The sequence below is a fragment of the Paenibacillus sp. NPDC101420 genome, assembly GCF_050277435.1.
Taxonomy (GTDB): domain Bacteria; phylum Bacillota; class Bacilli; order Paenibacillales; family Paenibacillaceae; genus Paenibacillus_AQ.
Genome location: NZ_JBNNSE010000001.1, coordinates 376,955 through 389,836 on the forward strand (window position 1 = coordinate 376,955; position 12,882 = coordinate 389,836).

Sequence of the window (12,882 nt, forward strand, 5' to 3'; positions counted from 1 at the left end):
CCGCTGTTATATTAGGTCAAATAACCTCAAACATTATTTAGAACCAGGTACTAATATGTAGTATAAAGCATGCCGCACCAAAAATAAAGCATTGACTTCTGGGCGGCTTATGTTTGGATAAGCATAAACGCCTCAGCGTCCCTAATAGACGGTAAGCGTTTGTGCAAAAAATATAAGGATAATGTATAGCGTAAAACTTATATATTCTTATATTTCAAAAAAAATAGTACTTCACCGATAGTGAAGTACTATTTATTCCGAAACTATTGTTTGATGATTTCTCTTGCTTTGTAAGTTCCGCAAACTTTACATACGTGGTGAGCCAATTTCAACTCTCCGCATTGTTCGCATTTCACCATGCCCGGCACAACCAACTTAAAGTGGGTGCGACGTTTGTCACGGCGTGTTTTAGACGTTCTACGTTGTGGTACTGCCATGTGTTCCACCTCCTTGTGATATTTCTGTCAGCCTGCTCCTCAGAGCAGAATGTGTTTTGTTGTAATGTTTCATTTGAAAAAGTCTTTCAACCCAGCGAGTCGAGGATCGATCACTGTGTTGTCGCAACTGCAGGTGCCTTCGTTCAAGTTCTGTCCGCATTTCTGACAAAGACCAAGACAGTCTGCCTTGCACAATACCGAATCCGGTAAGTGCAGTACGAAATTTTCTTCCACATAAGGAATAAGATCCACAACCTCATCCTTGACGTAAATGAGTTCCTCATCTTCGTCATCATCTGGAAGAACTGGCTGCTTAAGCCACTTGAAAGTCTCAGCAAAAGGAATGTTCAAATCACTTTTGACCTCCGTGAGACAACGTGAACATAACATGTCCACATCTCCACTCAGTTTTCCCACCACGTTCACACAATCGGTTCCCGCGGGCAGCGCTTTAAGGTCCACTGAGAGCGGAGCAACAGCTAGAATATCCTTGCGCCCTTTGACTACCTCGCTGACATCCACAACATCGTGAATATGTAACGGTTCGTCGGCATTCGCTAATTTGCGAAAGTGAATCTGCATAACTTATCACTCCCAAACAAACAAAATTTATTATACCTAGTATTATATACCTTTGTCAACCATTTTCCCTTTATATTGTTTCAGGAATTGGAGAGAATTATGATATAACTATTAGTGTAAATCAAAATGACAGCATATGCGAACTGAGTTTCTAAATATTAATCCTACTAATCTCTACTTATATTTTAAATAATGGTTACATACGGAGGGAAGCAGCAGTGACAACAGTTGGAATAATAGCAGAATACAATCCATTACATAACGGACATGTCCATCACTTCACCGAAGCCAAAAGACTATCTGGCGCTGAGCGCGCCATCGTCGTCATGAGCGGTCCCTTTACTCAGCGCGGCGAGCCGGCGGCGGTAAGCAAGCAAGCCCGGACAGAGATGGCGCTACGAATGGGCGCCGACCTCGTCATTGAGCTGCCGGTGGCCTATGCTGTACAGCCGGCAGAATGGTTCGCCTTCGGAGCAGTTGCACTGCTGGAAGCGACCGGAGTCGTGGACAGCTTGTGCTTCGGCTCCGAAGCCGGCACTTTGGGTTCGCTGCTTCCTCTGGCCAGGTATCTGGCAGAGGAAAGCAGCGAACTTCAGGGCGAGATCCGCCGCCGCATGGCGCTCGGAGCGAGCTTCCCCGCCGCGTACAGCGCAGCGGCGGCGGTGGCCTTTGAAGGGACTCTCCATGAAGAGGAGAGTCCCGGCGATGCTGGCGAGTTGCTGCGCCAGCCGAATAACAGCCTTGGCTTGCATTATCTCATCGCCTTGCAGCGGCTAAATAGCAAGATCGAGCCGCTAACCGTTCCGCGAACGGCAGCCGGATTCCATGATCCTTTGCAAGTTGACTCATCGATCGCAAGCGCCACTGCTATTCGCAAGCTGCTGCAAGAAGGCGGCTCTCCAGCAGCATACATGCCGGAATATAGCGTGTCCATATTAGAAAGAGAGCATGCAGCAGGTAGAGGTCCTCTGGAATTGGAGCATTTCCGAGGTCCCCTCCGTCACCTGCTCTCTACACGTACCGCTGCCGAGCTACGAACCATCCAAGACATGAATGAAGGCTTGGAGAATAGAATCCTTCGCCTTATGCCCGATCTTGAGCAATTCTCTATCTCGGGTTTGCTTCAAGCCCTTAAGAGCAAGCGTTATACGCATACACGACTGCAACGTCTACTACTGCACATTTTGCTAAATCATACAAAGGAAGAAATGACCCCTTCTGTACTAGCGGAGGGGCCCGGATATATTCGAATCCTTGGTTTTAGAGAAAGTGGACGAGTTCTCCTTAAAGAGATGAAACAAAAAGCAACCTTACCCATCATCATGCGGCCGTCACTGTGCTCCCATCCACAACTTGAACGAGACCTTCAAGCCGCGTCTGCTTTCGCAGGAGCTTTTCGAGAACCGCACAGAACCGATCTGTATCGCGATTATTTGGAACCTCCGGTCATGGTTTGACCGGTAGTTCCTCCATATACTTCAGTGCTTCATCCAGTGTCGATACGGGTACCAACTTCATAGATGTGCCGATTTTATCAGCTTTCGTTTTGGCTTCGTCGTAATTCTTAACAGGAACGAAAAAAATCTCCGCCCCTTCTCGATCCGCAGCAACAATCTTATGCTTCACTCCACCGATAGCACCAACCACACCCTCAGCGTCGATCGTGCCCGTTCCTGCAACCCTATGACCTTTGGTTAAATCACCAGGCGTAAGCCGGTTGTAAATCTCCATAGTGAACATCAGTCCTGCAGAAGGTCCACCAACATTCGTATCCACAAAGCTGACCGCTTTGCCTTGTTCTTTAGGTTTTACCTTTTGAACTGCGGCTATAGTGACTCCAAAACCAGGTCGGACTGCAGAACCTTCTTTATCTTTGATCTCGACAAGTGTCACTTGTTCCTTTACTTCCTTACCGTTTCTTTGTAAAACAACAGCGACCTGATCACCGATTTTTTTGGTTGAAAGTAAAGCAGAAAGTGCTTCTGGATCGGGTACCTTCTGGCCTTCTACACTTATGATTCTGTCACCCGGCTGGAATTGTCCTTTATTACTGGCAACCGGAACTGAAAAAACATACAAATAATCCACAACATCCTCATACGGAATTCCTGCAGCATGATAGGCCGCCTGAACGGAGTAAGATTGCGAGCTGTTCATATAAAAAACCTGCTCCGCAGCATACTCATCTTCAGACTTATCTCCTAACCGTGTTTCTTTCTGCACAACCTCTGAATTGGAGTTAAAAACAGAGGCGACCAGTAACGCCACATTAGCGTAACTAGCAGATACTGTAGTCATCATGAAGGTTCCTTCTTCAGCTGGATCAGCATTTTCCACTTTAATCATAGGGGCAACTTCAGAGGCACTACCCGGTTGATATACAATGTACGGGGTGTTCATAAAAACAAATACATACACGATAACTACAAACGTAAAGAGGTAAGCTGTGGCACGGAATCCCGGCCGATGCTTCAACTGCTTCACTACTCTTCCCTTCTTTCCCACGGCACAATTAGGAGTTGAATGTTTGAACTTCATTACCGCTTCGACTAGTGGTTTGGCATGATGGTTGTCTACTCTGCATAAATTGATAACACATCCGCTATGCCTTAAGTTATGAAGAGGTGATTCTAGAAATGAACAATATTAAAATACGCCGGCTAGCTAGTCGCTCCACACCTTTTTTATCTGGGGTGATCGCAATCCTGTTAGCCATTGCCATCATCATCTCACCAGAAAGCTCTTTCGAGGCTTCTCTCCGAGGGTTAAAGCTCTGGTGGACACTCGTATTCCCTGCACTTCTACCCTTCTTGATGCTGTCTGAGATGCTAACCGCTTCGGGCTTCGTACATGGTTTCGGAGTGCTCCTGGAACCATTGATGAAAAAGGTCTTTCGACTACCTGGCGCGAGTGGTTGGACTTTGGCGCTTGGGATCACCGCTGGATTCCCCGGCGGGGCCGGAGGTGTAATGCAGCTTCATAGGCAGGGCAGCATTTCGGACAAGGAAGCCGCTCGTCTTGCTTCACTTACGCATTTCGCCAGTCCAGTAACCCTGCTCATTGTGATTGGTGTAGCTTTCCTACATAGTCCTACAGCAGGTTACTTTCTACTTGCTATCCACTGGGTTTCAGGACTTCTGGCCAGTTATACAGACGCTCTTTTAAATGGCCGGCTAGACAATCCGCAGCCTTCTGTAAAGGAACGCACGAATACCAAACGACCTTCTTTATATAGTCGTGTCCAATTTGCAGCCACTGAAGCCAGATCAAGAGATGGCCGAAGCTTCGGTAGACTTCTTGGGGAGTCAGTAGCTACAGCGGTACAAAATTTGATGGTTGTGGGCGGTTACATGATTATGTTCGCCGTGGTCATCAATATCATAACTACGGTACTTCCTGCATTGCCAGCCGCTCTGCCAGCGAGCTTGCTCGAGATTCATTTAGGAGCCGACGCTATAAGCAAAGGGCTCTCGAGCATCGGAGCCGGAGCATCAGGTGTACTAGGCTTGGCCTTTCTCTCTGCTGCACTAGGCTGGAGCGGGCTCTGCGCGCAGCTACAGGTGCTGACGTTGCTTAAACAAGCAAATGTCCGATTCCTCCCCTATGCTGTCGTACGCCTGATGCATGGCGTTTATGCTTTTTTATTAACACTGCTACTATGGAAACCACTTTTAGTAATAAGTGAAGCCGCTTTGCCTGCGCTCGCTGATTCACAATCCATACCAAACAGAACCATTAATGTAACTGCCATATGGAGCTCTTTTCCTCAGTTGCTTAGTTTGCAATCGCTTCTGCTAATCATCCTACTGGCATTATCCACAACGATCTATCTCGTTAGCGCTTTTCGCCATCGGCTCGATTAAATTTAAGCTTCATCGCCCGTTCCACCTCAGGCGTCACGAAGTCAGACACATTCCCACCAAAATGGGCAATTTCTTTTACAACGCTGGAGCTTAAATAGGAATATTTCGGATTAGTCATCATAAAGATCGTTTCCGCATCCGGATCCAGACTATGGTTGATGGATGCATTTTGCAGTTCATATTCAAAGTCAGTTACGGTACGAATACCACGTACAATGACTTGAGCATCTTTTTGACGAACATAATTGACTAATAGATCCCTAAAGCTGTCGATTTCCACATTGGGAATATCAGCTGTTGCCTGTCTTAAAAGCTCTGTCCGCTCTTCTACAGTAAACAGCGGGTTCTTACTCAAATTATTAAGCACCGTTACGATTAAACGGTCGAATTGCTTGGATGCGCGCCGAATAATATCCATATGTCCCATAGTCACGGGATCAAAGGTGCCTGGATAGATGGCAACACGTTCTTTTCTAATTTGCTGACTCATTCTCTACCTCCTCATCAGTCTCGCTTTCCACAGAAGGATTAGCTTCATACTGATAAATAGAAATTGTCGTTTCTCCGTATACGGCCTGACGCAGCCTATAAAATCCTGGGATATCCTCAGGATAGGCATAACTTGATTCATGCTCCAGAACAATGATTGCGTCCTCTTGCAGCATTCCTTTTTCTACCATAGATAACATCAGCTCATCTCCGTGCTTCAATCGGTAGGGAGGATCTAGAAAAACTAAATCAAAAACACGTCCCCGCTTCTCCAATGCACTGAGTGCTCTTCCTGCTTCATTTCGGTACACTTGCGCACTCACTTCAAGATTAGTCGCCTTCAAATTGGCACGAATGGTGTCAATACTCTTGGGATCCATATCTACAAATACGGCACTTTCCATCCCTCTGCTTAAAGCTTCGATACCCAAACCACCTGTACCTGCGAACAAATCCAGTACCGCTCCACCTTCAAAATATGGACCGATCATACTGAATACAGCTTCCTTCACCTTATCGGTTGTAGGTCTTGTTCCACTTCCCGGCACACTTTTTAGTGGTCTTCCTTTTGCACTTCCCGATACCACTCTCACCGTCAATCACCCGCTCTATGTCTCTGTTTGTTATACCCAAAAGGGCATAAGTCCACGCCTATCGTAACACATTTGCGCGATGAAATAAAAAATTTGTCTAGATATGAAAAATGGAAAGATCAAGACTATTCTGATAAATAAGTCTTCCTTATGTATAAGACTGGGCTTCCAGGGACATCATGTAATTATCGACACCACAAATGTCGTAGACAACCGCGGAGCAGGCTTACGTTTCCCCATAAGCTCTTCGTCCGGTTTCTCCTCTCCCATGAAAGGGGCCCTAGAGATAGGGCCCCGAATTTATGTTTAAAGACATTAAAAGTTATTATTATATATGGAATAACCAATACAAAATTACTAGTATCGGACAATGAGTAAGAAGAACGCACATAGTGGCTTGCGAATGCTGCCGCCTTAGGAATACCCCAAATTTCTGCAATTGCCTCTTGGCTCAAAGATCACGGTCATAGGGAAATATAGGCTCTCGTGCTTATCCTTTCGGAGATCTGCGACGTGCCATATTTTCAGCAGCGTATTCAACTCCCTCCGATAAAATTAAAGCTCATAGATGAGGATAAAAAATCCGCGCATTTCATTCAACTGTATCATCACTACCTAATTCATCATCGATTTGCTGTTGTCTTTTTTTGTTTATATTCCGTAACACTAGGTGTGTAAGAAAATAAACAATTGTAAAAGATACAAAGATTAAAATAATGCTCCATACATTTCTTTCTCCCGCCAAAACTATAAGCAACGAAACACAAATTCCGCCTGAAATAATGCTGTTTATGAGCAGCTTTTTATTTGTGTTTCTTCGGGAATCCCAAATATCAACACCAACAGACAAGTGCCGTATCGTTATATATATTCCACTACCAATTAAACAGAAAAACTCGACTGCAAATTGCTCAAACGGAGCATTCATTATGAATTGTTGAATCAGTACTGAAATCAGCAAACAATATACTAATATTTGATAAGCATCACTTTGAATCGTTCTTCTTTGAGATACAATTCGTTCATCATTCATTTTACTTTTTTTCATTATTATCCCTCCCTATAACCAGAATTATAATATATTTATTACATAATGCAATTTATATATTGCATTTAAATGTGAATAAAAAGCAAACTCACACAATAAATTCGCTAAAGAGTATATACATCACAAAAGGACCACCTTTCGGCAGCCCTTTGTTAGACAGTCACGTTCGGGGTTACATGATAGAAATAAAAGCTTCCCACCGTTACGACAATGATTAATACTACAATAATGGAAGAAATCCCGATCAGCATTTTTTATGTACTTCAATACGAGAGTAGAATCCTAACGACTTTTGCTTTGCATGGCATAAATCGAAATAGTACCATAAAGAAAGTCTGCTTCCAGCACGAATGCCAGAAGCAGACTTTTTTATATCTTTAGAATATGCATGCGCTCGTAATAATAACTAACAAGATGAACAACACTAAGATTGCGCCTGTGGAAGTAAAAGCGCCACCAACCCCGCCAAATTCTGCACCCATGAGAAGACCTCCTCCGTATTTTAGAATACATCATAAGATATGTAATCATCTTCTTAGAAGATTGGGCGAACGGTTAAAAAAAGACCCCACTGGCAACCAGTGAGGTTAAATGCTCTGCAATTAATCAGAAACTAAAATACCGTCAAAGCTTTCTGGACCCACACGAACTGTGCCGAGTAGATTAGATGAAACAAATGCTGTATAAGTGAGTTGAGGTGTGATTGCAGGTAAGAAATCGTCTGCTGAAAAGGTTATGACTTGCGGAGCCAAAATACTTAGACCAAAAGTTGAAGTAGCAGAATATATAAGCGGATCGGTCGGCAAGGTTCCCCTTACAATCGTAATTGTGATACCCACTAAAGCTAAAGGAAGCGTTACAGAGATCGTTCCTTTAAGCAGCACACGCGGATTTGTAGTCACTCCTGCAGTCAACAACCCAATCTGTCCAAACAGCTGTGGAGTATTTAGAACTGTTATAGGAATGGCTATAGAGTTGGCGAGGCTGGCATTTTGCGACGTTCTTGCATCAAGATAAGTTCCCATTGTTGCACCCCCTTTATAATTGACATAAGATAATATATTAGGGTTCTCGATAGATTGCATAGTCACAATACCTGTATAAAACGATTGTTTTATATAACTGATAGGCCGAGTCTATTTTTCATCTGTTTTGGTTCCATCCCTTTTGTTAAAAGCAAGCTCAAATAACCCCGTCGCCGAAAGTCCTGCTAGCCCTCCAGCCCATAGCCGCAGGATCAGATTCATATCAGTGAACGGATAGGCCACTGCTCCAACCAGCAAGCCAATAGCTAATCCAACAACCGGTACAATATTCCGCGGAAGTCGCACGCTATTCTTCACAAGTTGTACAAGTGCCATTACGAAAACAGCCAGCACGGAAGCAAAGGCAAGCACACTGTTGAGAGCATCATTATACATGGTGTTTAATCCTCCTTATTTCATTTTCCACTACCAGAAGCAAGTAAGCCTGCACGGTTCAGCACTGTTATTATGCGATAGAAGTCATAACTGCCACCTGACGGTGTATCCAACAGCCCTGCAGCACTCGCTGCTTTTACTGCCGCTTCAGCCCATGGGGGTACATTCATCACTGCTCGGCCTTCGATTAAAGTCACACGATCTGAAAGCTTAGTAATCGACTGGCCTTGTTCCTGCATACCTGTTTTTAGCGTATCCTTGCTATCCGTAAGGCTCACAATAAGAGCACGCAATTCCTTTATTTCCGTTTCCAGACTAGCCAGCCTTTGTTTATCCTCTGCCGACATTTCGTCATCACCTTCCTTGGCTTCATCATCATATTTATACAGATTGTAGGTATTCATGATTTGGATTAGCTTTGCTGCATAGTTTGGGTCGGTAGCATAACCAGCGGCAGCAATCTCTTGTGCGGCTACCTTGCCACTAGCACCAAGCACTTTGCTGTAAAGATTACGATTCCACGAAACACCATTCACAATCAACGCGGAATGATCCGCAACAGATTCTCCCCAGTTGTTATAGGCCCGAAAATGAGCTTCTACTTTAACAGCTTTACCATTAACATATTCAGTAGTTTGCACAGTAATACTACCGGCTGGTCCGCTACCTTTAATCCCAAACAAATTGTTGGCCTTAACAGTCAATCCGCTGCTGCCAAAGCCCGATTCCAGCGCCGCTTGAGCTATCGTTAGCGATGCTGGAACCTTGCTGATCTGCATGTCCTTCACAGCAAAATTTGCGATCTTCGCAATAAACTCGGTCTCCGTCATTTCATCACTTCCTCTCCATTTATTAAATGCTGAGCATAATGAAATGCTTGTGCATATCCCTACTATTAGAGCGTCATTGCTAGATTCCATTCAAAATAAACGTCAAAACACGCGCCCAAAGAGCGCGTGTTAGTATTTGATAATTCGAATGTGACATAAGTAGCTGAAAAGAATTAAATGAAGCATGCAACTAACATAGGGCTATTGGTCCTGCTCACATGAGCAATTTACTTCTCGTAGATTCATAATATGTAATTATAAGTAAAATTGTCTTGAAGTTTCATTAAAACTAGCGTAACATATAGTATTAATTGACTATATAGGAGGGTCTAATAGACTATGCCTTCATATTACTTTAGAGAACTATGGACACCCTTACGCTGGGTAGGCATTAAATTTTTCCGTGATGACGAAGGTTTTCTTTGGATTAAATGGTGGGCCAAACCCAGAAAAAGACTGCGTTAACCGTTAAGCAAGCAAATATACATAAGAAGTTTCATACAATGTGCATATGTATTTCTTGATAACAATCTAAAGGGGCATCAACCGCTACAACATTAGCAGCTGATGCCCCTATTCCTAGTTCCCTACCTTAGCCCCAAAAGAGCGTGCTAACAGTACAGCCTGATCTATATCCATACGAACACCCTGCAGATCCAAACTTTTCAAATCAATTCCTTCAACAATAGCATCCCGTAGGTCAGCCCCCTTAAGCTTGCATTGAGACAGCTGTACACGGCTCAGATCAGCCCCTCGAAGATCACTTTTTTGCAAATTACAACCCATTAGATCGGCCTCAGTAAATCGAATCCCGCGCAGATCCTGTCTGCTAAGATTGGTATGTCTCAGGTTCGTGTAGGACCAGTCCCCGCCGATAAGTGTGATCCCGTCCAAATAAGCATTTGAGAAATCAGAGCCTACCATTTTACAATCTTCAAATTTCGATACGAACAGATTCGCACCCGTGAACTTACAGTTAGTAAAAGCCGTGCCTTTATGGTGTGATGCATTGAGCATGGCTCCAGTAAAATCGCAATCTATAAATCGGCAGCCGATGGAAGTCATCTCTTCCATAGAGCTTCCCTTGAAGGAACACTGCTCAAATGTACAGTTATTTAGTTCCCCGTCCTGTAGACTTCCTTGGTCAAAATTGTGTTTTTGGAACGTTTCATTAAGGTATTGGTACATGTTAAGTCTCATCACCTTCATTAGGATTAAATAAATTTATTCTTATTAAAAATAGCACTTTAGTAGATTGTTCTCAACAATCTCTTTCGATATAATTGCAAATAAACGATATGGAGGGAAATTATGGATGTGTCCAGCAGGAAAGAACCATTTCGCTATGTAATGAACCAGCCGCTTGAATGCTGGATTGAAGTTCCAATAAGTAGTAGCGGTCCGGGTGCCGGAAAGCTAACAGAAGCTGTGTTGCTCGATCTTAGCCGATCTGGCTGCAAAGTGCGCACCCCCCTGAATCTTCGATTCACGGCGGGCGATACAAAGCTAGTAATTCATCTTCAATTAAACGAAGAAAAGCTTCAACTCGTGGGTAGCGTCCGTTGGGGCTGGATGTTCGGACTCGGCCAATACCAATATGGAGTTAAACTTAAATTGAACGAGGACGAAGAAGAACAGCTACATAGAGAACTCGATATATGGACAGCCTCTCTAAATGTAGAGGGCCTGTAGAATTCTACATAACAGATGCCCTTCTCATGGAAGGGCGTCTTTTTTTTGCATAAAAACGAAGACAAAGCTAATCGCTCTGCCTTCGTTCTAAAAAGCGTTATTTCACCGTGTACCTAGGACTCCACTCTTTTTTTAACGAGCTTAACAATAGCAAATACTAGAATCGTAATAATCACAGCTTCGAACAGGGTAGGAAGTAAGCCAAGAACATACTGAGAGATCTCAATATCATTTAATTTAGCGGCCTCATCCGTCACTTCAAATCGAAAAGCTCTTTCCAAAGTGATATTTTTATGATCGAACATCGATGACTCTAATAAAGAAATTATATACTGTATTACAAAAAAAACGGCTATCCCAATCCATACTCTTCCTTTCACTCTCACACTCATTGCAACGGTCATGGAGAACATCACGAGCAACATAGAGTAGGCGGAAGCCCAAAAGACAATTAGCACTGTATATGCGGAAATCAGCCAAAATTTTTCCGGTAAAAACGAAGTTGAAAACATCATAATATCTACTGCTAAATGAATATAAGCGACTAGAAATAAACCGAGTAACGACCCTAAAAACAGCATTACTGGTGAGAGAACGGTATACAGGACTGGTACTGGCACAAGCCTCCGATTGAATAATCTCAGGTTCTGACCGAAGGTGCGCAGACTAAAAAAGAGAAGCACTACACCTGCTACGGCATAGGAAGTGATGTTCATCATGAACATATCTTGATCTGATTGAACAGTAAATCCTATCACAAACTGCACAAGAATGGTGATTACAAAAACAGCAAGAAACTTATCCCTATCTCGTCTAAAATCATACTTCACTAGCTTTAGCATTCTGCGTACACCTCTCTGAACAGTTCGTCTATGCTTTTACCTTGGCGCATCCGGATATCTTCTACCGCCGTATGCATCACAATTTCTCCCTCTTTTATAAAAATCACATCATCAAAGATCCGCTCGATATCCGATACTAAATGAGTAGAAAGGAGAATGGTGCTGTCCTCTTCATAAAACTCTACTAACGCGTTAAGAATTTTAGTTCTAGCTACTGGATCAACACCACCGATTGGCTCATCCAGTAAATACAGGCTAGCTCGGCGTGATAAAGCAAGTGTAAGCTGTAGACGTTCATTCATCCCTTTGGACAAATCCTTCACCTTATCTTGAGCTCTTAGCTTCATAAACTCCAACATTCGAGAAGCCTTAGTCTGATCAAAATCCGGATAGAAATCACTTTGGAACTTTAGAGCATCCTTAACATTCATCCAGGATTCTGTAAGCGGCTTATCGGGCATAAATGACACTACTGCTTTACTATCTATGCCTACAGCCCCTCCAATAATGGATACACGACCGGAAGTAGGCTGTGTCAGCCCGGCGATGATTTTCATAAGTGTACTTTTACCGCTGCCGTTACTGCCCAGCAGTCCCGTGATTTTACCCGCACTCAGATTAAAGGATACTCCGCGGAGGGCGTGCTTGGATCTATATTTTTTTGTAACGTCATGAATCTCAAGTATATTTTCCAACTTGCTTATCCCCCTATTCTCCATCCTTGTTTCGGATACTCTCTGCTACTGCCGCTAAAATATCTTCACCTTGAAAACCAAGGTCCTGCATGCCACGAATGAAACGATCTAGTACATCCTTTGCCATTTCTTTTTTGATGGTCAAAATAGTTCCTTCATTACTAGTGACGTATCTTCCCATTCCACGCCGGGTCTCCACGATTTCTTCACGCTCCAGTTCCTGAAAGGTTCTTTGTACTGTATTCGGATTAATCTGCAGTTCATTGGCAAGCTCTCGTACCGAGAGAATTTTATCTCCTGGTTTTAACTTACCTGTAACGATTTCTCCTTTGATGTAATTCATGATCTGAATATAAATCGGCAGGTTGTTATCGAATTCGATTGTCATGA

17 protein-coding genes are annotated in these 12,882 nt (G+C 43.5%); 3 read left to right on the plus strand and 14 right to left on the minus strand.

Annotated features, from left to right (window positions below):
- Nucleotides 1-263 precede the first annotated feature (263 nt).
- The gene (gene rpmF, locus ACQKMP_RS01700) at nucleotides 264-437 is read right to left on the minus strand and encodes a 50S ribosomal protein L32 (protein ID WP_019911234.1); all 174 of its coding nucleotides are present in this window, start codon (nucleotides 435-437) and stop codon (nucleotides 264-266) included.
- A gap of 69 nt (nucleotides 438-506) precedes the next feature.
- Complete coding sequence (locus ACQKMP_RS01705; RefSeq protein WP_042187699.1) at nucleotides 507-1,019, minus strand: YceD family protein; 513 nt, start codon at nucleotides 1,017-1,019, stop codon at nucleotides 507-509.
- A gap of 218 nt (nucleotides 1,020-1,237) precedes the next feature.
- Between ACQKMP_RS01705 and ACQKMP_RS01710 the strand changes: the two genes are divergently transcribed.
- Nucleotides 1,238-2,476, plus strand: coding sequence for a nucleotidyltransferase (locus ACQKMP_RS01710; RefSeq protein ID WP_427468720.1), 1,239 nt, complete (start codon nucleotides 1,238-1,240; stop codon nucleotides 2,474-2,476).
- Here ACQKMP_RS01710 and ACQKMP_RS01715 read toward each other — a convergent pair.
- Nucleotides 2,466-3,503 carry a SepM family pheromone-processing serine protease gene (locus tag ACQKMP_RS01715; RefSeq protein WP_427468721.1) on the minus strand — a complete coding sequence of 346 codons (1,038 nt, stop codon included), beginning with the start codon at nucleotides 3,501-3,503 and terminating at the stop codon, nucleotides 2,466-2,468. The two genes, ACQKMP_RS01710 and ACQKMP_RS01715, sit on opposite strands and share 11 nt — an antisense overlap.
- Nucleotides 3,504-3,655: 152 nt before the next feature.
- On the opposite strand from ACQKMP_RS01715, the gene ACQKMP_RS01720 reads away from it, so the two are divergent.
- Nucleotides 3,656-4,882 (plus strand): nucleoside recognition domain-containing protein, encoded by a 1,227-nt coding sequence (locus ACQKMP_RS01720; protein ID WP_427468722.1) that lies wholly within the window; start codon nucleotides 3,656-3,658, stop codon nucleotides 4,880-4,882.
- Here ACQKMP_RS01720 and coaD read toward each other — a convergent pair.
- The 8 genes from coaD to ACQKMP_RS01760 form a co-directional block, all read right to left on the minus strand.
- Nucleotides 4,854-5,372, minus strand: a complete 519-nt coding sequence (gene coaD / locus ACQKMP_RS01725; RefSeq protein WP_042187691.1) for a pantetheine-phosphate adenylyltransferase — start codon at nucleotides 5,370-5,372, stop codon at nucleotides 4,854-4,856. The genes ACQKMP_RS01720 and coaD overlap by 29 nt on opposite strands.
- Nucleotides 5,356-5,964, minus strand: coding sequence for a 16S rRNA (guanine(966)-N(2))-methyltransferase RsmD (rsmD, locus tag ACQKMP_RS01730; protein WP_427468723.1), 609 nt, complete (start codon nucleotides 5,962-5,964; stop codon nucleotides 5,356-5,358). The genes coaD and rsmD overlap by 17 nt, the downstream gene beginning before the upstream one ends.
- Before the next feature lie 592 nt (nucleotides 5,965-6,556).
- Nucleotides 6,557-7,012, minus strand: coding sequence for a DUF6773 family protein (locus ACQKMP_RS01735; protein WP_042187687.1), 456 nt, complete (start codon nucleotides 7,010-7,012; stop codon nucleotides 6,557-6,559).
- Nucleotides 7,013-7,389: 377 nt separating this feature from the next.
- Nucleotides 7,390-7,494 carry a sporulation protein YjcZ gene (locus ACQKMP_RS01740; RefSeq protein ID WP_081951108.1) on the minus strand — a complete coding sequence of 35 codons (105 nt, stop codon included), beginning with the start codon at nucleotides 7,492-7,494 and terminating at the stop codon, nucleotides 7,390-7,392.
- Nucleotides 7,495-7,614: 120 nt separating this feature from the next.
- Nucleotides 7,615-8,037 (minus strand): hypothetical protein, encoded by a 423-nt coding sequence (locus ACQKMP_RS01745; RefSeq protein WP_042187685.1) that lies wholly within the window; start codon nucleotides 8,035-8,037, stop codon nucleotides 7,615-7,617.
- 111 nt (nucleotides 8,038-8,148) lie between these two features.
- Nucleotides 8,149-8,433 carry a holin gene (locus ACQKMP_RS01750; protein WP_042187683.1) on the minus strand — a complete coding sequence of 95 codons (285 nt, stop codon included), beginning with the start codon at nucleotides 8,431-8,433 and terminating at the stop codon, nucleotides 8,149-8,151.
- Between the two features lie 20 nt (nucleotides 8,434-8,453).
- Entirely contained in the window at nucleotides 8,454-9,263 is an 810-nt protein-coding gene (locus ACQKMP_RS01755; protein ID WP_427468724.1) for a glycoside hydrolase family 73 protein, read from the minus strand.
- Nucleotides 9,264-9,842: 579 nt separating this feature from the next.
- Entirely contained in the window at nucleotides 9,843-10,451 is a 609-nt protein-coding gene (locus ACQKMP_RS01760) for a pentapeptide repeat-containing protein (RefSeq protein WP_042187679.1), read from the minus strand.
- A gap of 123 nt (nucleotides 10,452-10,574) precedes the next feature.
- Between ACQKMP_RS01760 and ACQKMP_RS01765 the strand changes: the two genes are divergently transcribed.
- Nucleotides 10,575-10,955: a PilZ domain-containing protein gene (locus tag ACQKMP_RS01765; RefSeq protein WP_042187677.1), complete on the plus strand. Its 381-nt coding sequence runs from the start codon at nucleotides 10,575-10,577 to the stop codon at nucleotides 10,953-10,955.
- A 113-nt stretch (nucleotides 10,956-11,068) separates the two neighbouring features.
- Here the strand turns inward: ACQKMP_RS01765 and ACQKMP_RS01770 are convergent, their stop codons facing one another.
- From ACQKMP_RS01770 to ACQKMP_RS01780, 3 genes are read right to left on the minus strand one after another with little or no spacing between them, the layout of a single operon-like run.
- On the minus strand, nucleotides 11,069-11,797 hold the full coding sequence (locus ACQKMP_RS01770) for a hypothetical protein (RefSeq protein ID WP_042187675.1): 729 nt from the start codon (nucleotides 11,795-11,797) through the stop codon (nucleotides 11,069-11,071).
- Nucleotides 11,791-12,492 (minus strand): ABC transporter ATP-binding protein, encoded by a 702-nt coding sequence (locus ACQKMP_RS01775; RefSeq protein ID WP_339270882.1) that lies wholly within the window; start codon nucleotides 12,490-12,492, stop codon nucleotides 11,791-11,793. Before ACQKMP_RS01775 ends, ACQKMP_RS01770 begins: the two co-directional genes overlap by 7 nt.
- Nucleotides 12,493-12,505: 13 nt before the next feature.
- Complete coding sequence (locus ACQKMP_RS01780) at nucleotides 12,506-12,880, minus strand: GntR family transcriptional regulator (RefSeq protein WP_042187671.1); 375 nt, start codon at nucleotides 12,878-12,880, stop codon at nucleotides 12,506-12,508.
- Nucleotides 12,881-12,882 lie beyond the last annotated feature (2 nt).

Excerpts from the sequence above, each read along its gene's own strand:
- rpmF (WP_019911234.1), bottom strand. The coding sequence starts at position 437 with ATGGCAGTACCACAACGTAGAACGTCTAAAACACGCCGTGACAAACGT.
- ACQKMP_RS01705 (WP_042187699.1), bottom strand. The coding sequence starts at position 1,019 with ATGCAGATTCACTTTCGCAAATTAGCGAATGCCGACGAACCGTTACAT.
- ACQKMP_RS01720 (WP_427468722.1), top strand. The coding sequence starts at position 3,656 with ATGAACAATATTAAAATACGCCGGCTAGCTAGTCGCTCCACACCTTTT.
- coaD (WP_042187691.1), bottom strand. The coding sequence starts at position 5,372 with ATGAGTCAGCAAATTAGAAAAGAACGTGTTGCCATCTATCCAGGCACC.
- ACQKMP_RS01735 (WP_042187687.1), bottom strand. The coding sequence starts at position 7,012 with ATGAAAAAAAGTAAAATGAATGATGAACGAATTGTATCTCAAAGAAGA.
- ACQKMP_RS01740 (WP_081951108.1), bottom strand. The coding sequence starts at position 7,494 with ATGGGTGCAGAATTTGGCGGGGTTGGTGGCGCTTTTACTTCCACAGGC.
- ACQKMP_RS01745 (WP_042187685.1), bottom strand. The coding sequence starts at position 8,037 with ATGGGAACTTATCTTGATGCAAGAACGTCGCAAAATGCCAGCCTCGCC.
- ACQKMP_RS01750 (WP_042187683.1), bottom strand. The coding sequence starts at position 8,433 with ATGTATAATGATGCTCTCAACAGTGTGCTTGCCTTTGCTTCCGTGCTG.
- ACQKMP_RS01755 (WP_427468724.1), bottom strand. The coding sequence starts at position 9,263 with ATGACGGAGACCGAGTTTATTGCGAAGATCGCAAATTTTGCTGTGAAG.
- ACQKMP_RS01760 (WP_042187679.1), bottom strand. The coding sequence starts at position 10,451 with ATGTACCAATACCTTAATGAAACGTTCCAAAAACACAATTTTGACCAA.
- ACQKMP_RS01765 (WP_042187677.1), top strand. The coding sequence starts at position 10,575 with ATGGATGTGTCCAGCAGGAAAGAACCATTTCGCTATGTAATGAACCAG.
- ACQKMP_RS01770 (WP_042187675.1), bottom strand. The coding sequence starts at position 11,797 with ATGCTAAAGCTAGTGAAGTATGATTTTAGACGAGATAGGGATAAGTTT.
- ACQKMP_RS01780 (WP_042187671.1), bottom strand. The coding sequence starts at position 12,880 with ATGACAATCGAATTCGATAACAACCTGCCGATTTATATTCAGATCATG.